This window comes from Phenylobacterium sp. (assembly GCF_036821595.1).
In the GTDB taxonomy this organism is placed as follows: domain Bacteria; phylum Pseudomonadota; class Alphaproteobacteria; order Caulobacterales; family Caulobacteraceae; genus Phenylobacterium.
On sequence record NZ_DAISJG010000001.1, the window covers coordinates 236,933 to 256,920 of the forward strand.

19 protein-coding genes are annotated in these 19,988 nt (G+C 71.4%); 10 read left to right on the plus strand and 9 right to left on the minus strand.

From position 1 onward, the window contains the following. Positions 1-25: 25 nt before the first annotated feature. Entirely contained in the window at positions 26-1,726 is a 1,701-nt protein-coding gene (locus tag V7Z97_RS01245; RefSeq protein ID WP_334160866.1) for an AmpG family muropeptide MFS transporter, read from the plus strand. On the opposite strand, the gene V7Z97_RS01250 is transcribed toward V7Z97_RS01245, so the two are convergent. From V7Z97_RS01250 to rlmN, 3 genes are all read right to left on the minus strand, one after another. Beyond that, a complete protein-coding gene (locus tag V7Z97_RS01250) occupies positions 1,723-2,553 on the minus strand; it encodes a S1 family peptidase (protein WP_334160867.1) in 831 nt (276 codons plus the stop codon). The genes V7Z97_RS01245 and V7Z97_RS01250 overlap by 4 nt on opposite strands. Before the next feature lies 1 nt (position 2,554). Further along, the gene (locus tag V7Z97_RS01255; protein WP_334160869.1) at positions 2,555-2,983 is read right to left on the minus strand and encodes a DUF350 domain-containing protein; all 429 of its coding nucleotides are present in this window, start codon (positions 2,981-2,983) and stop codon (positions 2,555-2,557) included. Between the two features lie 72 nt (positions 2,984-3,055). Beyond that, entirely contained in the window at positions 3,056-4,222 is a 1,167-nt protein-coding gene (gene rlmN, locus V7Z97_RS01260) for a 23S rRNA (adenine(2503)-C(2))-methyltransferase RlmN (protein ID WP_334160870.1), read from the minus strand. 137 nt (positions 4,223-4,359) lie between these two features. Between rlmN and V7Z97_RS01265 the strand changes: the two genes are divergently transcribed. The 4 genes from V7Z97_RS01265 (at position 4,360) to V7Z97_RS01280 (ending at position 8,703) form a co-directional block, all read left to right on the plus strand. Then, positions 4,360-5,361 carry an NADPH:quinone oxidoreductase family protein gene (locus V7Z97_RS01265; protein ID WP_334160871.1) on the plus strand — a complete coding sequence of 334 codons (1,002 nt, stop codon included), beginning with the start codon at positions 4,360-4,362 and terminating at the stop codon, positions 5,359-5,361. A gap of 199 nt (positions 5,362-5,560) precedes the next feature. Beyond that, positions 5,561-6,418, plus strand: coding sequence for an SDR family NAD(P)-dependent oxidoreductase (locus V7Z97_RS01270; RefSeq protein ID WP_334160872.1), 858 nt, complete (start codon positions 5,561-5,563; stop codon positions 6,416-6,418). Continuing rightward, positions 6,415-7,380, plus strand: a complete 966-nt coding sequence (locus tag V7Z97_RS01275; RefSeq protein WP_334160874.1) for a DMT family transporter — start codon at positions 6,415-6,417, stop codon at positions 7,378-7,380. The genes V7Z97_RS01270 and V7Z97_RS01275 overlap by 4 nt, the downstream gene beginning before the upstream one ends. 57 nt (positions 7,381-7,437) lie before the next feature. Continuing rightward, positions 7,438-8,703 (plus strand): pentapeptide repeat-containing protein, encoded by a 1,266-nt coding sequence (locus V7Z97_RS01280; RefSeq protein ID WP_334160875.1) that lies wholly within the window; start codon positions 7,438-7,440, stop codon positions 8,701-8,703. 2 nt (positions 8,704-8,705) lie between these two features. On the opposite strand, the gene V7Z97_RS01285 is transcribed toward V7Z97_RS01280, so the two are convergent. Together V7Z97_RS01285 and V7Z97_RS01290 are read right to left on the minus strand one after the other, a co-directional pair. Beyond that, positions 8,706-9,581: a crotonase/enoyl-CoA hydratase family protein gene (locus tag V7Z97_RS01285; protein ID WP_334160876.1), complete on the minus strand. Its 876-nt coding sequence runs from the start codon at positions 9,579-9,581 to the stop codon at positions 8,706-8,708. A 56-nt stretch (positions 9,582-9,637) separates the two neighbouring features. Then, entirely contained in the window at positions 9,638-10,069 is a 432-nt protein-coding gene (locus V7Z97_RS01290; RefSeq protein WP_334160877.1) for a DUF488 domain-containing protein, read from the minus strand. 51 nt (positions 10,070-10,120) lie between these two features. On the opposite strand from V7Z97_RS01290, the gene V7Z97_RS01295 reads away from it, so the two are divergent. Beyond that, positions 10,121-11,005, plus strand: a complete 885-nt coding sequence (locus V7Z97_RS01295; protein ID WP_334160878.1) for an alpha/beta fold hydrolase — start codon at positions 10,121-10,123, stop codon at positions 11,003-11,005. On the opposite strand, the gene V7Z97_RS01300 is transcribed toward V7Z97_RS01295, so the two are convergent. Together V7Z97_RS01300 and V7Z97_RS01305 are read right to left on the minus strand one after the other, a co-directional pair. Then, complete coding sequence (locus V7Z97_RS01300) at positions 11,002-11,922, minus strand: thioesterase family protein (protein ID WP_334160880.1); 921 nt, start codon at positions 11,920-11,922, stop codon at positions 11,002-11,004. The genes V7Z97_RS01295 and V7Z97_RS01300 overlap by 4 nt on opposite strands. A 57-nt stretch (positions 11,923-11,979) precedes the next feature. Beyond that, positions 11,980-12,252 (minus strand): hypothetical protein, encoded by a 273-nt coding sequence (locus tag V7Z97_RS01305; RefSeq protein WP_334160881.1) that lies wholly within the window; start codon positions 12,250-12,252, stop codon positions 11,980-11,982. Between the two features lie 165 nt (positions 12,253-12,417). On the opposite strand from V7Z97_RS01305, the gene V7Z97_RS01310 reads away from it, so the two are divergent. Together V7Z97_RS01310 and V7Z97_RS01315 are read left to right on the plus strand one after the other, a co-directional pair. Then, the gene (locus V7Z97_RS01310) at positions 12,418-13,218 is read left to right on the plus strand and encodes a cytochrome b/b6 domain-containing protein (RefSeq protein ID WP_334160883.1); all 801 of its coding nucleotides are present in this window, start codon (positions 12,418-12,420) and stop codon (positions 13,216-13,218) included. Next, entirely contained in the window at positions 13,215-13,982 is a 768-nt protein-coding gene (locus V7Z97_RS01315; protein WP_334160885.1) for a molybdopterin-binding protein, read from the plus strand. The genes V7Z97_RS01310 and V7Z97_RS01315 overlap by 4 nt, the downstream gene beginning before the upstream one ends. Positions 13,983-13,998: 16 nt before the next feature. Here the strand turns inward: V7Z97_RS01315 and V7Z97_RS01320 are convergent, their stop codons facing one another. Beyond that, positions 13,999-14,670 carry a CHAP domain-containing protein gene (locus tag V7Z97_RS01320; protein ID WP_334160886.1) on the minus strand — a complete coding sequence of 224 codons (672 nt, stop codon included), beginning with the start codon at positions 14,668-14,670 and terminating at the stop codon, positions 13,999-14,001. Between the two features lie 499 nt (positions 14,671-15,169). Between V7Z97_RS01320 and V7Z97_RS01325 the strand changes: the two genes are divergently transcribed. Beyond that, entirely contained in the window at positions 15,170-15,976 is an 807-nt protein-coding gene (locus V7Z97_RS01325) for a TerC family protein (protein WP_334160887.1), read from the plus strand. Between the two features lie 130 nt (positions 15,977-16,106). Beyond that, positions 16,107-17,783 carry an ice nucleation protein gene (locus V7Z97_RS01330; RefSeq protein ID WP_334160888.1) on the plus strand — a complete coding sequence of 559 codons (1,677 nt, stop codon included), beginning with the start codon at positions 16,107-16,109 and terminating at the stop codon, positions 17,781-17,783. A gap of 4 nt (positions 17,784-17,787) precedes the next feature. Here V7Z97_RS01330 and V7Z97_RS01335 read toward each other — a convergent pair whose 3' ends face one another. After that, positions 17,788-19,947 (minus strand): primosomal protein N', encoded by a 2,160-nt coding sequence (locus tag V7Z97_RS01335; RefSeq protein WP_334160889.1) that lies wholly within the window; start codon positions 19,945-19,947, stop codon positions 17,788-17,790. Positions 19,948-19,988 lie beyond the last annotated feature (41 nt).

The window sequence follows — 19,988 nt, forward strand, 5'->3', positions numbered from 1 at the left end:
GGGGGCGTTCTGAGCGGAGACCTGAATGAGCGCCGAAGCCACTGAGCCCCGCAAAGGAGCGCTGGCCGGCGTCCGGGTGTTCTTCGAGCGCCGCGCCCTGGTGATGCTGGCCCTGGGCTTCGCCTCCGGCCTGCCCAACCTGCTGATCTTCGACACCCTGTCGCTGTGGCTGCGCGAGGCCGGCCTGTCGCTCAGCGTGATCTCGGTCTTCGCCCTGGCGACGCTGGCCTATTCCATGAAGTTCCTCTGGGCGCCGCTGGTCGACCGCACGCGGGTGCCGCTGCTCACCCGCTGGCTCGGCCACCGCCGCTCCTGGATGATCGCCACCCAGCTGCTGGTGATGCTCGGCCTCTGGCTGATCTCCGGGACCAACCCGGCGGCCAGCCTCGGCCTGATGGCGGCGTTCGCGGTGTTCGTCGGCTTCACCGCGGCCACCCAGGACATCGTCATCGACGCCTGGCGCATCGAGGCCGCCTCGGTGGAGAAGCAGGGCGCCATGGCCGCCGCCTACCAGTGGGGCTACCGGATCGCCATGATCACCGCCGGCGCCGCGCCGCTGATCCTGGCCGAACAGTTCAACTGGAACATCTCCTACGCCGTCATGGCCGCGCTCATGGCGGTGGGTGTCGGCGGCGCCCTCGCCGCGCCGAAGGAGAAGGACCACATCGTCCGGCCGATCCATGCGGAAGGGACGCCCTCCCGGCCCGCGCTCGAGCTCCCCGAATGGCTGGCGAGGCTGGCGCTGTTCGCCGTCGGCGCGCTCGTGCTGGGCTCGGGCCTCGCCGCCAACGCCTCGGTGCTGGCCGGCGCGCTCGGCGGCCTCGGCATGGCCGGGGCGGGCGAGGCGTTGACGGCGCTCTGGGCGATGAAGCCGGAGGGCGTCTACGCCCAACTCGTCGCGGTCGCCCTGGGTCTCGGGATCATTGTGCTCGCCGCCTGCCCGATCCCCGGTCTGCGCACCCGGCCCGGCGTCTACCTCGCCGCGGCGCTGGGGGATCCGCTGCGCGACTTCTTCGTCCGCTACCGCGGCGTAGCCGCCCTGATCCTGGCGCTGATCTGCGTCTACCGGCTGTCGGACTTCGTGCTGAACATCATGAACCCGTTCTACGCCGACCTCGGCTACTCGAAGACCGAGATCGCCGAGGTGCGGAAGGTGTTCGGCGTGATCATGACCGTCTTCGGGGTCGGCCTCGGCGGCTGGGCGGTGGCCCAGCTCGGCCTGATGCGCTCGCTGGTGGTGGGCGCCTTCGCGGGCCCGGCGTCAAACCTGGTGTTCGCCTGGCTGGCCCTGCAGGGGGCGGACCTTCCGGCCCTGTTCATCGCCATCGGCGTCGACAACGTGGCGTCCGGCTTCTCCGGCACCTGCCTGATCGCCTACATGTCCAGCCTGACCTCGGCGGGGTTCACCGCGACCCAGTACGCCCTGTTCTCGTCGCTCTACGCGCTGCCCGGCAAGCTGATCGCGTCGCAGTCGGGGCGGATCGTGGAAAGCTCGGCGGCCGGCGCCGACGCGGGCGGCGTCTTCGCCCCGCTGAAGGGGCTGTTCGCCGCCCTGCCGCCGGAAGCCTATGCCGAAGGCGCGGCCAAGTCGGCGGTGACGCCGGCGGCCCTCGGCTCGGGCTATGTGGTGTTCTTCCTCTACTCCACCGCGATCGGCGTCGTGGCGATCGTGCTGGCCTTCATCGTCGCCGCCCGGCAGCCGAAGCCCGCCGCGGACCCGCCCTAGGCGCTCAGGCAGACGACCTGCGCCACGCGCAGGTCCCGGCGCAGGTTGTCGGCGACCCGGAAGTAGTTGTCAGGCGTGATCGACGTCGCGGCGGGGGAGCCGGCGTACCGGCGGCGCGTGCTGGCGAGCGTCGCCTCCACGGTTTCCGGCGCGGTGGTGTAGATCCGGCCGCGGCGGGGGCTTTCGGCGATGGTCACCCCGATCACCCGGCCCTGCCCGTCCAGGGCCGGCGCGCCGGACAGGCCGCCGAGCGTGCCGCGCAGGCCCTCGGTGCGGCCGGTCTCGGCCCAGACCAGCACCGGCTCGGAGCGGGCGCCGCGACCGCGCACCACCAGGGTTTCGCGGCCAATCAGCTTGGACGTCGCCTCGCCCGGCTCACCCTGCGGATAGCCCGGATGATAGGCCCGCTCGCCGCGGTGCAGCTCGGTGGCCAGCGCCAGCGGCAGCGACGGCGCGCCGCCGTCGGTGGTCAGGATCGCGGCCTCGCCGCGCGGATCGATGCTGACGCGGGCGGCCACGCCGCGGCCGTCGCCGACCACGATGGCCGTGGTCCCGCAGCCGTCGACCACGTGGCGGGCGGTGAGCCAGACGCCCGATTCGGCGATGGAGAAGGCGGTGCCTGTGGCCGGGCCGGTCTCGTCGGGCACGTCCACCACCACCGAGGGGTCGAACGGCGAGGCGGGGCCGAGGGCCTCGCCCTCCACCTCCGGCGCCGGCGGAGGCGGCTCGGGCGCGTCGGCGCGCTCCTGCCGGCCCACGGCGGCGATCAGCAGCGCCACCACCACGCAGGCGTAGATCAGCCAGTCTGGAAGCCTTGGGAAATGCATGTCAGCCCGAGACCGCGGCTCCGATGATGATGGCCGTGGCGAGCTTGGCGCCGACCAGCATGGCGGCGGCGGACATCTCGCCCTCCTGGATGCGCCGGGGCAGGCCGCGCAGGACGATGTCCACCAGGCGGAAGATCAGCAACTGGACGACAACCGTGGCGACGCCCCAAAGACCGATCTCGATCAGGTTGGTCGAGGCGTTCAGCGACACGCCCAGCGGGATGGCCAGGCCCACCAGCACCCCGCCCAGCGACACCGCCGCGGCGGTGTTGCCCTCGCGGATCAGGGTGATCTCCCGGTGCGGGGTCAGCAGGACATAGAGGGTCGCGGCGGCCAGCAGGATCAGGACCGTTACGCCGGCGTGCAGCAGGGTGATCGGGAAGCCCTGCGCGAACGCCTGGATCTCAGGCGACTGGATCGGTGTAGGCATGTGTGACGCCGGCCCCTCGAGTACTGGCCGCCCCCATAGCACGGCTGCCCGGGGTTAGGGGAGCGGACGCTGTTACGCCGCCTCGCCCGCGTCGGCGGCGGCGATCTTCCGGCGGGCGCTGGCCCGCAGCTTCTCGCTTTCGCTCTTCAGCTGGCCGCAGGCGGCCAGGATGTCCCGGCCCCGGGGCGTGCGGATCGGCGAGGCGTAGCCGGCGCGGTTCAGGATCGCGGCGAAGGCCTCGATGGTCTTCCAGTCCGAGCACTCGTACTCGGTCCCAGGCCAGGGGTTGAACGGGATCAGGTTGATCTTCGCCGGGATGCCGCGCAGCAGCTGGACCAGGGCCTTGGCCTCGGCCGGGCTGTCGTTGACGCCCTTCAGCATCACGTACTCGAAGGTCACCCGCCGGGCGTTGGACAGGCCCGGGTAGGCGCGGATACCGGCCATCAGCTCCTGGAGCGGGTACTTCCTGTTGAGAGGCACCAGCTTCTCGCGCAGCGCGTCGTTGGTGGCGTGCAGGGAGATCGCCAGCATGGCCTGGGTCCGGGTGCCCAGCGCCTCGAGCTGCGGGACGACGCCCGAGGTGGAGACGGTGATCCGCCGGCGCGAGATGGCGATGCCCTCGTTGTCGGCGATGATGTCGATCGCCTGGGCCACGTGGTCGAGATTGTAGAGCGGCTCGCCCATGCCCATGAAGACGATATTGGAAAGTCGGCGGTCTTCCTTGGGCGACGGCCATTCCCCCAGGTCGTCTCGGGCCACCTGCACCTGGGCGACGATCTCGGCCGCGGTCAGGTTGCGCACCAGGGCCTGGGTGCCGGTGTGGCAGAAGGTGCAGTTCAGAGTGCAGCCCACCTGGCTGGACACGCACAGCGCCCCGGCCCGGCCGACGTCGGGGATGTAGACGGTCTCGACCTCGATGCCCGGAGCCATGCGGATCAGCCACTTGCGGGTGCCGTCCTTGGACACCTGGCGCTCGACGACTTCGGGACGGGCCAGCGAGAACGTCGCGGCCAGCGCGGCGCGGGTCTCCTTGGCCACGTCGGTCATCTGGGCGAAGTCGGTGACGCCGTAGTGGTGCATCCAGCGCCAGAGCTGGCTGGCGCGCATCTTGGCCTTCTCAGGGCGCACGACTTCGGCCTCGACCAGGGCCTGGGCGAGCTCGGCCCGCGACAGGCCGGTGAGGTTTGTCGGCGCGAGCGGCCGGGCCGGCGCGCGCGAAAGATCGAGGGTCACGCCCAAGGCAAAGTCCTTCTGGAGGCCGCGGAATATAGGTGAGCGGCGTCCGCTTACCAAATCGCTCCCGAGCGACACTTCAAACATCCGTTCGACTGGGATAGCGTCCCCGGCTCAATCAGACCGGACCGGAGGGACGTCCCATGAAAGCGCTGCTCAGCAAGGAAGTCGGCGGGCCCGACACCCTGGTCCTGGAGGATGTGCCCTCCCCCGAGGCCAAGCCCGGCTTCGCGGTGGTCGAGGTGAGGGCGGTGGGCGTGAACTTCCCCGACGTCCTGATCATCGAGGACAAGTACCAGTTCAAGCCGCAGCGCCCGTTCGCGCCGGGCGGCGAGATCGCCGGGATCGTGAAGGCGGTGGGCGAGGGCGTGACCCATGTGAAGCCGGGCGACCGGGTGCTGGGCAACACCGGCTGGGGCGGCATGGCCGAGGAGCTGGCGCTGGAGGCCGCGCGGCTGGTGAAGATCCCCGATTCCATGCCGTTCGACGACGCGGCGGCCTTCATCATGACCTATGGCACCAGCTACCACGCGCTGAAGGACCGCGCGGACCTGCAGCCCGGCCAGACCCTGCTGGTGCTGGGCGCGGCCGGCGGCGTCGGCCTGGCCGCCGTCGAGCTCGGCAAGGTGATGGGCGCACGCGTGATCGCCGCCGCCTCCTCCGAGGAGAAGGTCGAGCTCTGCAAGAGGCACGGCGCCGACGGCGGCGTGGTCTACGGCCGCGGGCCCTTCGACCGCGACGGCCAGAAGGAGCTGGCGGCGCTGTTCAAGGACGCCACCCAGCCGAACGGCGCCGACGTGATCTACGACGCCATCGGCGGCGACTACGCCGAGCCCGCGCTGCGCTCCATCGCCTGGGAGGGCAAGTACCTGGTGGTGGGCTTCGCCGCCGGCGACATCCCGAAAATCCCGCTGAACCTCGCCCTGCTGAAGGGCTGCGACATCGTCGGCGTCTTCTGGGGCGCCTGGGTGGGCAAGAACCCGCAGCGCCACCAGCAGAGCGTCCAGGAGCTGCTCAAGCTGTACGAGGACGGCAAGATCAAGCCGTACGTCTCCGAGCGCTTCCCCCTCGAGCGCGCCGCCGACGCCATCCGCCACCTGGCCAGCCGCAAGGCCATGGGCAAGGTCGTGGTGACCATCGACTAGTTCTCCCTCTCCCATGGGGAAAGGGTCGGGGTGAGGGCGGCTCGGACTCTGGGCCCGGAGCCGCCGAGGGGCCGGGTCGCGCCGACCCCTCCAGAGCGCCACGCCGACGTCCTCCGCCGCCCTCACCCTTCCCACTCCCAAGGGGAGAGGGTTTGCGCTACTTATCGCCGATAACCAAAGAACACGGGGAGAGGGTCGCATGGCTGGACGTCTGGAGGGCAAGGTCGCCGTCATCACCGGCGGCGTGTCGGGGATCGGCCTTGGCACGGTGGAGCTGTTCCTGGCGGAGGGCGCCAGCGTCGTCGCCGCCGACATCCAGGACGAGAAGGGGCGGATGCTCGAGCAGCGGTTCCCGGGCCGCCTGCGCTACGCCCGCTGCGACGTCACCGTGGAGAGCGAGATCGCCGCGGCCCTGGGGCTGGCGAAGTCCGAGTTCGGCGGGCTCGACGTCCTGTTCAACAACGCCGGCATCTCCGACGCCATGCGCACCATCCCCGAGATCGAGGCGGAGCGCTGGACCTGGATCTACGACGTCCTGGTGCGCGGCCCCGCCCTCGGCATGAAGCACGCCGTGCCGCTGATGCTGGAGCGCGGTGGCGGCTCGATCATCAACACCGCCTCCATCGCCGGCCTGCAGGCGGGCTGGGGGCCGATCGCCTATTCCTCGGCCAAGGCGGCGGTGATCCACATGAGCAGGGTGGCCGCCGCCCAGCTCTCGCCGCAGAGGATCCGGGTCAACGCCATCTGCCCCGGCCTGATCGCCACCTCGATCTTCGGCGCCTCGCTCGGGCTGCCGCGCGAGGTGGCCGACCAGATGGCCGCCCGTGTCGTGGAGTTCGCGCCCAAGGTGCAGCCGGTGCCCAAGGCCGGGATGCCCGAGGACATCGCCCAGGCCGCGCTCTACCTGGCCTCAGAAGCCTCGGCCTTCGTCTCGGGCGCGCACCTGGTGGTGGACGGCGGCATCACCGTCGGCGGACGCCATGCCTGGGACGTGGCCGCCCAGTCGCCGTTCCTCGAGCTCTTCGGCGAGTTCGCGCCGCAGCCCGCGGGCGAATGACCGACGAACCGGGCCTGGCCCCCGCCAAGCCGCGCCGGGGGCTGGCGCCCAACGTCCACGGCGCCCTGTGGATGCTCGCCTCCGCCGCGGGCTTCACGGTGATGATGACGCTCATCAAGTACCTCGGCGGGGACTATTCGGCGGCGCTGCAGACCTTCTATCGCCAGCTCGCCGGGTTCCTGGTCCTCCTGCCCCTGATCCTGAAGCAGGGGCGGGCGGCCTACCGCACCACCCGGCCGGGCATACTGTTCTTCCGCTCGGCGGCCGGGACGGTGGGGCTGATCCTTTCCTTCTACGCCTTCCAGAAGATGCCCCTGGCCGACGCCAACGCCCTGTCGTTCACCCGCACGCTCTGGCTCGTCCCCCTCGCCGCCTTCGTGGTCCGCGAGAAGGTGGGGCCCTTGCGGATCGGCGCGGCGGTGGTGGGGTTCCTGGGCGTGCTGCTGATGGTCCGGCCGGGCGCGGGCGGCGAGCTCGCCATAGGCCTGCCGGCGCTGGCCATGCTGGCCTCGTCCTTCCTGTTCGCCCTGACCATCACCGGCATGAAGGTGATGACCCGCGACCACTCGCCGACGGTCCTGCTGGTCTGGGCGGTGACGCTCGGCCTCGTGCTGTCGATCCCGGGCGCGATCATCGACTGGAAATGGCCGACGCCCGTCGACCTCGCCCTGCTGGCGGTGATGGGCGTCTTCGGCACCATCACCCAGGGCTGCTACATCAAGGGCATGCAGATCGGCGACGCCGCGGCCATGGCGCCGATCGACTATTCGCGGCTGGTGTTCACGGTCGCCGCCGGCTTCTTCCTGTTCCAGGAGGTTCCGAGCGTCTGGACGCTCTCGGGCGCGGCCGTCGTGGTCGGCTCCACCCTGTTCATCACCTGGCGCGAGCAGCAGCTCGCGAGGCGGGCCTCGGACGCGATCCGGGATGTTCCCGGGCGCGACCTGGGCGGCGGGAAAGCTTAACGCCGCAACCGTTCCTTAAGCGGCGCGGCGCAGGGTGCGCGGGCAAGCAAGGTCGCCATGTCCACCCAGGCTGTCCCCCATCATGTGGCGCTCGACGCCAATGCGCTGCGCGAGGCCGTGGAGGCGCACCAGCGCTACCTGGCCGGGCGCGCGGGCGGTCGCCGGCTGTCGCTGACCTACGCCGACCTGTCCAACTGCTCGCTGGAGGGCCTCGACCTGCGCGAGGCCGACCTCGCCGGAGCCAAGCTCGAGGGCGCGCTCCTGTCCCGCACCAACCTGTCGCGGGCGATCCTGTTCGGGGCCGACCTGCGCGAGGCCGACCTGCGGCGCGCGAACCTCAGGCGCGCCGACCTTCGCGGCGCCTGCCTGCGCGGGGCGAACCTGGCCAGCGCGGACCTCGCCGGCTGCGACCTGCGCGAGGGCCGCATCGCGCTGCAGGACAAGCTCGACGGCTTCCGGGTGCTGCGCCACGAGCACCGGCCGGGCGAGCTGAACTATGCCGTCCTCACCGGCGCCAACCTCGCCGGCGCCCAGATGGCCGGGGCGATCGCCATGGCCGTGGACTTCACCGACGCCAGCCTCGCCGGCGCCGTGCTCTCGGGCGCGCGCCTGCACCGGGCGGTGCTCGACGGGGCCGACCTCTCGGGCGCGGACCTGGGCGGCGCCGACCTGACCGGCGCCTCCATGAAGCGGGCCGTGCTGGCCGGGGTGAACCTGGAGCACGCCCGCCTCGACGACGCCGACCTCACCGACGTGCTCCGCGCGCCGGCGCCGCTCGCCTATGTGGACGACCGGCCACTGGAGGAGATCCTCGCCGAGCACGAGGCCTACTGCGAGTCCGACGGGGCCCGCGGCCGGGTGGTCAGCCTGCCGGAGGTGGACTTCCGCCCGCTCCGCAACCTGCGCAACCGCAAGCTCACCGCCCTGGTGGCGCCGCGCTCCATCCTGTTCGGCCTCGACCTGCAGGGCGTGGAGCTGCAGGGCGCCGACCTCTCCGGCTGCGACCTGCGCGGGGCGAACCTGCGCGACGCCGACCTGCGCGGGGCGAAGTTCACCGACGCCCAGCTCGCCCGGGCCGACCTGCGCGGCGCCCGGATGGGGCCGCTGATGATCGCCGAGGGGCGCTATGTGCGCACCGACTTCACCCGCGCCTCGCTGCGCAACACCGACTTCCGGGGCGCGTCGGCGCCGCGCGCCCGGTTCCTCGACGCCGACGTCAGCCAGGCGCGCATGGCGGGCTGCGACCTCACGGCCGCGGAGTTCGATGCGACCGACCGGGAGAAGCTGAGCTGGCTCGCCTTGCCGGCGGAGACCGCCCGCTAGGCTCACATCTCGTGGCGCAGGGGCGCGAGGTCCGGGAAGTCCGCCTCGCGCTTTTCGGCCTTGGCCTTGAACGCCTCGGCCATGTGCGGACCGGAGAACATCGAGGTCTGCCAGACGGCGATGTAGTCGAGGGCGTCCCTGATCGAGTGGTCGCGGGCGTAGTTGATCATCACCTTGGAGCCGGTGACGGCGAGCGGCACCTTCGAGGCGATCTCGCGGGCGGTGGCGAGCGCGTGGGCGACCACCTCCTCGTGGGTGTCGAACACCTCGTTGACCAGGCCGATCTCGCGCGCCCGCAGCGCCGGCAGCCGCCGGCCAGTGTAGGCGAGTTCGCGCACCCAGCCCTCTGGGATCAGCTTGCAGAGCCGCGGGAAGGTGCCCACGTCGGCGGTCATGCCGATGTTGATCTCCTGGATCACGAAGAAGGCGTCGGTGGTGCAGTAGCGGATGTCGCAGGCGCTGGTCATGTCCACCGCCCCGCCGACGCAGCCGCCCTGGATCGCCGCGATTACCGGCATGCGGGCCTCGTCCAGGCAGGAGAAGCTGTCCTGCAGAAGCTTGACGTGGAAGCGCATGGCCTCGGCGTTGACGTACCGGTCCTCGGACGCCGCCGACGAGGTGGAGCCGCCGCCGCCGAACACCGCCAGGTCCATGCCGGCGCAGAAGTGCTTGCCCGTGGACGAGATGACGATGCAGCGGGCGCGCGCATTGTCGTTGATGTCGCGGACAATGGCCGGCAGCTCGTTCCAGAACGCCCGGACCATGGTGTTCATCGCCTCGGGCCGCTTCAGCCGGATGTGGGCGACGTGGTCCTCGATGCTGACGTCGAAACAGGTCCAGGCCTGGGTCGTGCAGTCAAACTGGGCTGGGGCGTTCATGGCGGTTTCCTCCCGAAGGCCATCATCATCGTCCCCTTACGCGAGGGACGCCAAGCTCAGAGGTTCTCGATCTCGCAGTCCAGGGTCTCGCAAATGCGGTCGGCGACGATGGCCCGGTGGCAGCCCCGGTGGTCGGCCTCGTAGCAGAGGAGGGCCGCCTTCCTCTCCCGGGCGATCTCAGTGGCCTTGGCGAGCTCGAGCTGGGCGCCGGGCTCGGCCAGGTGGCCTTCGAAGATAGCCCGCATCTCGGCGATGTGGCCCTTGCGGGCGGCGTCGCGGCCGGGCTTGGGCGTGCCGAGCTGGCGCAGGTGGACATAGTCGATGCCGGCGTCCTTCAGGCTCGCCGCCAGCAGGGTCTTGGAGAAGCCCGCCCGGCGGGATGCGGCCACGGCGCGGACGTCGATCAGCACCTCCACCCCGGCCCGCTTCAGCCGCTCGATCACGGCGCCCTGGGTCTCGCTCTCGTAGCCGATGGTGGCCAGCTTCATGTCTTCTCCTGAGGTGATCGGCGGTTATATGGGGACGGTCGGAGGGCGTTGATGGACACCGAGGTCGAGTACGAACCGCGCGCGCGGACGGTGGAGCTGCCCGGGCGCGGCGGGGCGATGGCCGTCCTCGACTTCGGGCCGCCGGACCGGCCGGTGGACATCGTCTTCTCCCATGCCAACGGTTTCAACGCCCGCACCTACCGCTCGATCCTCGGGCCCCTGGGCGAGCGCCTGCGGATCCTGGCCATCGACCTGCGCGGCCACGGCGCGAGCACCCTGCCGGCGGTGATCGAAGGCCGCGACGGGTGGAGCGAGTTCTGTGACGACCTGCGGGCACTGCTGACTGCGGCGACCGAGGGCCCGGTGGTGCTGGGCGGCCATTCCATGGGCGGCACCGCCAGCCTGCTGGCCGCGGCCGCCGAGCCCGCGCGGGTCAAGGCTCTGGCGCTGTTTGATCCGGTGCTGATCCACACGCCGGGCCACCGCTCGGAGGACGATCCCGCCGTGGCAGAGTCTCCTCTGGTGCAGGGGGCGCTGCGCCGCCGCGCCGGCTTCCCGGACAAGCGCGCGGCGGTCGAGGCCTACCGCGGCCGCGGGGCGTTCCGATCCTGGAGCGACGTCCAGCTCGCCGACTACGTGGAGGCTGGCTTCCGGGCCGACGGCGCGGGCGGCGTGACGCTCACCTGCAGACCGGAATGGGAGGCGTCGAACTTCCGCTCCCATAACTACGATCCGTGGGGCGCCTTCCGCGCCACCCGCTGTCCGATCCGCATCCTGCGCGCCGAGCAGGGCTCCACCGCCAGGCTGGACGACCACCTGCCGGAACTCCTGGCCACGGGACGAATCACGGTGGAGACCGTCGCGGGCACGAGCCACTTCCTGCCCATGGAGCGGCCGGAGCTGGTGCGGCAGGTGCTGCGCGAGGCCGCGGGCTAGAGCGTCAGGCCGGGCACGGCGCCGGCGTTCGCCTGGGCCAGCGCCTCGTCGGACAGGGTGATGATCTTGCGCGTCTCCAGGTCGAAGGAGACGGCGATAGCCTCGGCCACGCCCCAGGGCTGGCCGGTCGCCGGGTCCAGCAGCCAGTGGATGAGCCGGCGGAAGCGGGCGTCGCCGCCGGCCGGTCCGGAGCGCAGCTCCACCCGGTCGCCGGCCCGGGGCCAGTCCAGATGGACCAGCCGGTACTCGAGCGCCGCCCCGCCGACCCGCGCGCCGCCGTCCGCCGCGCCCGGTCGCTGGCCGTCGAAGAAGTGGGGGATGCCGTCGGAGATGCGGGCCATCATCAGCTCGGTGCGCATCCGGCCGAAGGCGTCGCAGTCGGCGGCGCGGACGGCCCCCAGCGCCGTGCGCTTCAGCCCCAGCGCCTCCGCGCGCTCCAGGCTGGCCTGGCTCTCGATCGGGTCGAGGCCGATGCTTTTCGGCGCGGCCTGGGCCGGGACCTCGACCGTGAGCGCCTCGGCGCGGCGCCGCACCCGCTCGGGCCAGGGGAAGACGCGACCCTCGCCGGCGGTGGCGTGGGCCACCACGGTCTGGAAGCTGGCCGCGAGCTCGCCGGTGCGGTGGCGCAGGAGGAGGAGCAGGCGCGCCTCGTCCTCGCCCATCTCCACCACTCCGCCGGTCATGTGCAGCGGCGCGCCCGGATGGGCCTCGCGCACGAAGCGGATGTGCTGCTCGCGGACGATCAGGGTGGCGGGCGCGTCGGGCGCGAACGCCTGCGGCATGCCGAGCTCGGCGGCCAGGCCGATCAGCCCCTCCATGCTCTTGGCCACGTAGAAGCCGACGTTCAGGTGGCCCATGGCGTCGCATTCCCAGCTGGCGACGCTTCCCCGCCAGACTTCCACGCCCTCGCCGCTCAACCCCACGCCTCCCGCAACCGAATGGCCGGGGAGCTTAGGGGCGCTCGGCGGTGGGGGCTAGCGCTTGCCCTCGGCCGGATCGGCGCCCGGCCCGAGGCGGCCCTCGTTGGCGGCGGCAGGCGGGCCGGTGTCGCCGGCGCCCTGGCGGGGCGTCGGCGCGTCGGCGGCGGGATCGAAGCTCCGCGCCTCGCCGGAGCCCTCCACGGCGTCGTCGCGGCGGGCAGGGGGATAACGTTCGGCGCCGGCGTTATCGTCCGCCGCGTTCAGCGGCCGGGCGGCGTTCGCCTTGCGGCCCTCGGTGTTGATCTTGTCGTCGCGTTCTTCCGCCATGGCTCGCTCCTGTCGTCCCGAAAGAGAAGCGCCTGCGGACCCTGGGGCGTTCCCGCCGGCGCATCCGGCGCGCAGTCGATCCCGTATCCCGGCTGTGGCAGGATCGCCGCCGCATCGGGGGAAGGAGCGGCCATGGGCGGGAAGGCCCGACCAAAGAAGGTTCTCGTGCGGCGCCACTCGGGCGTCACGCGGGTGACCCACTGGGTCAATGTGCTGGCCGTCAGCCTGCTCCTGATGAGCGGACTGCAGATCTTCAACGCCCACCCGGCGCTCTACTGGGGCCAGACGTCCACCTTCGCGGAGCCCTGGATGTCGATGTCCATGCAGGAGCGGAACGACCGGCCGGTGGGCGTCACGACCCTGGGCGGCGCCCGGTTCGAGACCACCGGCCTGTTCGGCTACTCGGGCCAGGTCGGAAAGCGCGAGCCCCGCGGCTTCCCCGCCTGGGCCACCGTGCCCAGCTACCGCGATCTGGCGAGCGGCCGCCGCTGGCACTTCTTCTTCGCCTGGCTGTTCGTGATCAACGGGCTCGTCTACCTGGGCTTCGCGCTGGCGGGCGGCCACCTGCGGCGGGACCTCCTGCCGACAAGGGCGCAGCTCAGGCCCCGCAGCATCCGGCGCGACGTCATCGACCACCTGAGGCTGCGCTTCCCGAAGGGGGAGGCGGCCCGGACGTACAATTTCCTGCAGAAGGTCGCCTACCTGGCGATGATCCTGGCGGTGCTGCCGCTGATGCTGCTCACGGGACTCTCGATGTCGCCGGGGTTCAACGCCGCCGCGCCGTGGCTCATCGACCTGTTCGGCGGCCGGCAGTCGGCGCGATCGGTCCACTTCATTTGCGCCGGGCTGATCGTGCTCTTCGTGCTCGTGCACGTGGCGCTCGTGGTGCTGTCAGGCTTCTGGAACAACATGCGATCCATGATCACCGGCCGCTACGCCATCGAGACCGAGGAGGCCCGTCCATGAGCGACGCCAACCGCCGCGGCTGGCTGCGGGGCGCCGGGGCCTCGCTGGGGGCCCTGATGCTGGGCGCCTGCGACCGGCTGAACGCCGATCCGCGCTTCACCGCCATGCTGCAGGGCGCCGAGGTCCTGACCCGGCGGACGCAGCGGCTGGTCACCGACCGCAAGGCGCTGGCCCGGGAGTTCTCGCCGGCCGACATCTCACCGGACTTCCGGGCCAACGGCACGCGCCATCCGGGCGGGCCCGAGTACGCCCGGCACCTGGCGTCGGGCTTCGCCGACTGGCGAATCGCCGTGGACGGACTGGTGGAGCGGCCGCTGTCGCTGAGCCTGACGGACCTGCGCGCCCTGCCGGCCCGGACCCAGATCACCCGCCACGACTGCGTGGAGGGCTGGTCGTCGATCGGCAAGTGGACGGGGGCCAGGCTCGGGCCGCTGCTGGATCGGGCGGGGCTGAAGCCCGAGGCCCGCTACATCGTCTTCCACTGCGCCGACCAGCTCGGGATCGGGCCGGACGGCATGTACTACGAGAGCATCGACCTGATCGACGCCTACCACTCGCAGACCCTGCTCGCCTACGAGATGAACGACCAGGTCCTGCCGGTGGCCCACGGGGCGCCGGTGCGGCTGCGGGTGGAGCGCCAGCTCGGCTACAAGCACGCCAAGTACGTCCACCGGCTGGAGGCCGTGGCCGACTTCGCCCACCTGGGGGGCGGCAGGGGCGGGTTCTGGGAAGACCGCGGCTACGAGTGGTACGCCGGGATCTGACCTGGCCTTGTCCGGCCTAGTTGTCGCCGCCCTGGCCGAGCGCGCCGGCGAGCAGGGCGCCGATGCGGTCGGAGGATTCCGCGGCCTGGCCCAGCATGGCGAGCGGACCTGCGCCCGGGCGCACGGCGGCCGACATCTGACTGGCGGCGGACTGGGCCATGGCCAGGGCGGTGGCGCCGGCGTTGCTCCAGTGGGAAGCCGCGAGCTTCTGGGCGTTGGCGTCCGGATAGATGAAGCCGTGCGTCGGGTAGGTGGAGCCGCCGAGGTCGCGGCTCGGGTCGTACCAGACCTTGACCTGGCTCCAGTCGCCCTGCGGCGAGACGTCGATGATGGTGACGTCCTTCTCGACCTTGCCGCGCGAGCCGCCGATCGGAGACCAGTTGGCGTGGGTGATCTGCACGACCCGGTCGGTGAGCACCTGGCTCACCACAGCCACGTGGCCCAGACGCATGCGGTCGGTGGGCTTGAAGCAGAGCACGGCGCCGGCCTTCGGCTGGAAGCCGGTCTCGTACTTGCCGATCGCCTGCTGCCACCAGGTGCGCGCGTCGCCGAAGATCTGGATGCCGGAGAGCAGGCGCGCGAAGGGCACGCATTGCCAGTAGGTGTCGGCGGCGGCGCTGACGGGGGCCACGCCGACGAAGGCGGCGACGGCCAGGGAACCCAGAAGGGTCCTCATCCGTTTACGCATACTTGGGCACTCCCCACGCAACAGCGAAAGGGATAACCCTAGCCTGCCTCCAGTGAAAAGAGGGTTTACGCGCCTGCGGCCACGGGCCGCCGCGCGTCATCGCAGCCTCGGGCGCGGGGCCGGATGACAATATCCTCCGACGTCAAGAGCTTAGAAGAAAAATCTGTTAACGCATCGGCCGGCGTTAAGGCAACTATGCCATGATCCACCGCTTCGCTGTCGTTCATAAGCTCATCTATGCTGCAATCAGCATCCGCGAAGTCTGTTCGCGGTCCTCTGGGGATTTGCGCTCACACCGCTGCAATGATCTGAAACAAGTCCTCGGCGTCCCGGGAGGGGCTGCGGCCAAGTGCTGGAGCGCCGGACTCGCCTCGTTCACGAAAATGAGAGGCAGGCAATCGTCTGTGGATAAAACTCCTGCGACGCTACGGGCTAGGCAGGCGCGCGCGGTCCAGTAGATATGGCCGGGCCACAAGCGACGGAGAGAGACGAACCCCCGATGGACAGCATTCCGGCCCTCTTGAGCGACCCCGCCGCATGGGCGGCGCTGATCACCCTGATCGTCATGGAAGTGGTCCTCGGGATCGACAACCTGATCTTCATCTCGATCCTCTCCAACAAGCTGCCCGAGCACCAGCGCAGCAAGGCGCGCCGGATCGGCATCTCGCTCGCCCTGATCATGCGGCTGGGCCTGCTCTCGACGCTCGCCTTCATCGTCACCCTGACCCAGCCGGTGCTCTCGCTGCCGTGGCAGGGGCCGCTGAACGCGCACGGCGAGCCGTCCTTCGAGCTGCAGTTCTCCTGGCGCGACCTGATCCTGATCGCGGGCGGCCTGTTCCTGGTCTGGAAGGCCACGACCGAGATCCACGAGAAGACCGCGCCCGGCGACGGCCATGGGGTGCTGGACACCACGGGCCCCGTGGCGCGCAACTTCGCCTCGGCCATCGTGCAGATCCTGCTCCTGGATCTGGTGTTCTCGGTCGATTCCATCCTGACGGCGGTCGGCATGACCGAGCACCTGCCGATCATGGTGACCGCCGTGGTGGTGGCGGTGACGGTGATGCTGTTCGCGGCCGACCCGCTGGCCAACTTCATCAATAACAACCCGACCGTGGTGATGCTCGCCCTCGGCTTCCTGCTGATGATCGGGGCGGTGCTGATCGCCGACGGGTTCGGGGTGCACGTGCCCAAGGGCTACATCTACGCGGCCATGGCCTTCTCGGGCCTGGTCGAAGCCCTCAACATGGCTGCGCGCCGGGCCTCGAACCGGAGGGCCGGGAGCGGCGGGAGCGATACGCCGCACTAGCGAGGCGCCGGGACGCAGGCGGAAGGGCCGGTTTCATTAAGCCCGTCCTTCCGCCTTATCTTAAGCTTGCCGTGCGAATCACCTCGGGCGCCGACGCCGCGGCGCCCGGGGCCTTACGCCAAGGGCCAGCATGCCGATCAACTACCTCTCGGCCGCTCAGATCTCAGGACTCTCCGAGACCCGGCTGCGCAGCCTGAGCGAGACCCAGCTGGGCTCGCTGCGCTCCACCCAGGTGGGCGCGATCAGCACCTCCGGCATCGAGGCCCTGACCACCACCCAGGTGAACGCGCTCTCGAGCACGGGGGTGAAGGGCCTCTCCACCACCCAGATCCAGCACTTCGCGCCGGCGGTCGTGTTCGACACCGACCAGCTCATGGCGCTGTCCGGGGCCCAGCTCAGCGCGTTCAGCACCACCCACCTCGCCGCCCTGGATGAGACCCGGCTGGATGTGCTGAGCGCCACCCAGCTCGGCGGCCTGTCGGGCGTGAAGTTCTCGCACCTCAACGCCACCCAGGTGGCCTCCCTGACCACCACCCAGCTGCGAGGCCTGTCGGCGGTGCAGCTCTCCCAGCTCTCGACCACCGACATGGGCGAGTTCGCCGCCACCCAGATCGCCGGTTTCACCACCACCCAGATGGCCAGCCTGTCGGCCGGAGCCGCCGCGGCGCTGAGCGCCACCCAGGCCGCGGCGCTCGCCTCGACCCAGCTCGGCGCCCTGTCGGCCACCGCCTTCTCCGCCCTCAGCGAAACCCAGGTGGCGGGGCTCACCACCACCCAGCTCGCCGGCCTCACCGCCACCGTCCTGCGGACGCTCACGGCCACCGATTTCGGCGAGCTGACCGAGACCCAGATCGGCGCGCTCTCCTCCACCCAACTCGGCGCGCTGGCGGCGACCCACCTGGGGTCGCTTTCCACCACCCAGATCCAGGGCCTGACCACCACCCAGGTGGCGGGGCTCACCGCGACCCAACTGGGCGGGCTGTCGGTCACCGACTTCGGCAAGCTGAGCGAGACCCAGGTCGCCGGCCTCTCCGCCGCCCAGCTCGCCGGACTGTCGGTGGAGAACCTGTTCAGCCTCTCCGACACCCAGATCCAGGCGCTCTCGACGACCAAGATCCAGGGCCTGGCCGCCTGGCAGATCAGCGCGCTCACGCCCACCGATTTCGAACGTCTCGCGGAGACCCAGGTGCGAGCGCTGACCGCCACCCAGATCGGCGCGCTCTCGACCACCAACTTCTCGTCGCTGGACGCCACCATGATCCGGTCGTTCGGGACCGCCCAGATCAAGGGACTGTCGGCCTACCAGGCGTGGAGCCTGAACGCGACGGACGCCGGCGAATTCACGCCCACCCAGCTTGCCGCCCTGTCCGCCGACCAGATCGGCGCCTTCTCCGCGACCGCCCTGACCTCGCTGTCGTCGACCCAGATGGCCGCCCTGACCTCGCCGCAGGTGGGGGCGATCTCAGCGACCAAGTTCTACCAGCTCTCCGCCACCCAGATCGGCGGCCTCTCCGCCGCCCAGGTGAAGGGCCTGACGGCGCCGGTGCTGAGCGGCATGTCGGCGGCCGACTTCGCCAAGTTCAGCGCCCTGCAGATCGCGGCGTTCAGCACCGGCCAGATCGGCTCGCTCTCCACGACCGTGGTCGGCGCCCTGGCCTCCACCCAGATCGCGGCGCTCACCACCCTGCAGATCCCGGCGCTGACGGTGACCCAGATCCGGTCGCTGTCCACGACCCAGGTGGGCTACATGAGCGCCTCGCAGCTCAACGCGCTCACCGCTATGCAGGTGGCGAACCTGCCGACCTAGGCGGCTAAAGGAAGCTGTAGGGGTCGATGTCGATGGCGACGCGGACGGAGGCCGGTGGGCGGACTCGGGCGCGCCAGGTGGCCATGTAGGCCGACAGGTCGACGTTGCGGTCGGCGCGGACCAGGAACCGCTTGCGCCGGCGGCCGCGGACCAGGCCGAGCGGCGCGTCGGCGGGCCCGTAGACCTCCACCCCCTCGGCGTTGGGCGCCGCCTCGGCCATGGCCCGGACGAAGGCGTCGAGCTGGCCGGGATCGGTCCCGGAGGCGATCACCGCCGCCAGCCGCCCGAACGGCGGCAGCTTGGCGAACGCGCGCTCCTCCATCTCGGCGGCGACGAAGGCGTCGCGGTCCTGGGCGGCCAGGGCCTGCATGACGGCGTGGTCGGGAGCGTAGGTCTGCAGCAGCGCCTTGCCCGGCCGGTCGCGGCGCCCGGCCCGGCCGGTGGCCTGGGCCAGCAGCTGGTAGGTGCGCTCGGCGGCGCGCAGGTCGCCGCCGCGCAGCCCGAGGTCGGCGTCCACCACCCCCACAAGGGTGAGCTTGGGGAAGTTGTGGCCCTTGGCGGCGGCCTGCGTCGCCACCAGGATGTCGATCTCGCCGGCCGCCATGCTCTCGACGAGCCGCCGGGCCTCCCGCGCGTCGAAGACGGTGTCCGACGAGAACACCGCGACCCGCGCCTCCGGGAACAGCGCGCGGGCCTCCTCCTCCACCCGCTCCACGCCCGGCCCGATGGAGACCAGGCTGTCCTTGGCGCCGCAGTGCGGGCAGGCCTGGGGCTTGGGCATGGAGAAGCCGGTCAGGTGGCAGACGAGCCGACCGGAGTAGCGGTGCTCCACCAGCCAGGAGTCGGTGTCCGGCGCGGTCATCCGCTCGCCGCAGGCCCGGCAGAGCACCAGCGGCGCATAACCCCGGCGGTTCAGGAACAGCAGGATCTGCTCGCCGCGGGCATGGGTCTCGCGCATGGCGGCGACCAGCGGCGGGGAGAGCCAGCGGCCGGGCTCCGGCGGGGTCTGGCGCAGGTCGACAAGCTCGATGTCGGGCAGGCGCGCGGTCCCGTGGCGGGCGGAAAGGCGCAGCCAGCGATAGCGTCCGGTCTCGGCGTTGCGCAGGCTCTCCAGCGACGGGGTCGCCGAGGCCAGGACCACGGCGGCGTCCTCGATCTTGCCGCGCACCACCGCCAGGTCCCGGGCGTGGTAGATGAACCCCTCCTCCTGCTTGAACGAGCTGTCGTGCTCCTCGTCCACGACGATGAGCCGCAGGTTCGGGAACGGCAGGAACAGCGCCGATCGGGCCCCGACCACGATGCGGCAACGGCCATTGGCCACGGCCTCCCAGACGCGCCGGCGGGCCGGCGGGGCGACGTCGGAGTGCCACTCCCCCGGCTGCGCCCCGAAGCGGGCGGCGACGCGGCCGATCACCGCCTGGGTCAGCGCGATCTCCGGCAGCAGGATCAGCACCTGGGCCGCCGGGTCCGACGCCAGGGCCGCGGCGGCGGCCTCCAGATAGACCTCGGTCTTGCCCGAGCCGGTGACCCCGTCGAGCAGGGCCGCCTTGTAGCCGCCTTCGGAGAGCATGGCCTTCAGCGCCTCGGCGGCGGCGGCCTGGCTGGGATTGAGCTCCGAGCCCCTGCGGGAGAGGTCGGGCTCGTCGAAGCGGGCGACCTGCTCGACAAGGCGAACGGCGAGGACGCCCTCCTCCACCAGTCCCTTCACCACCCCGGAGGACACGCCGGCGGCGCGGGCAAGGTCGGCCGGGCTCATGGGAGTCCTCGCCGCCTCGATCACCTTCAGGCGCGCGGGCGTGGTTTTCGCCGTTCGCGTCCCCGTGAGCTCCACGACCTTCACCGGCCGGGGCTTCGGGCAGCGGGCCCCGCGCAGGGCGATGGCCAGCGGTCCGCCGGGCGCGTCGACGGCGTAGCGCGCCGCCCATTCCACGAAGGCGATCGTCCCGGGCGGCAGGGGCGGCTCGTCCAGCCGCTCGGCCACCGGCTTCAGCGGACGGTTGCCGCCGGCGCCCTCGCGCAAACCCACGACCACGCCGCGCAGCAGGCGGGGCCCGAGCGGCGCCGCCACCTGGTCGCCCACCGCGAGCTCCATGCCGTCCGGCTCCGCATAGTCGAAGGCCTCGGGCAGGGGCATGGGCAGGAGGACGGAGGCGATGCGGCTCATCGGGAGCCTTTTGCGCTTTCCCGCAAGGCGGCTACAAGCGT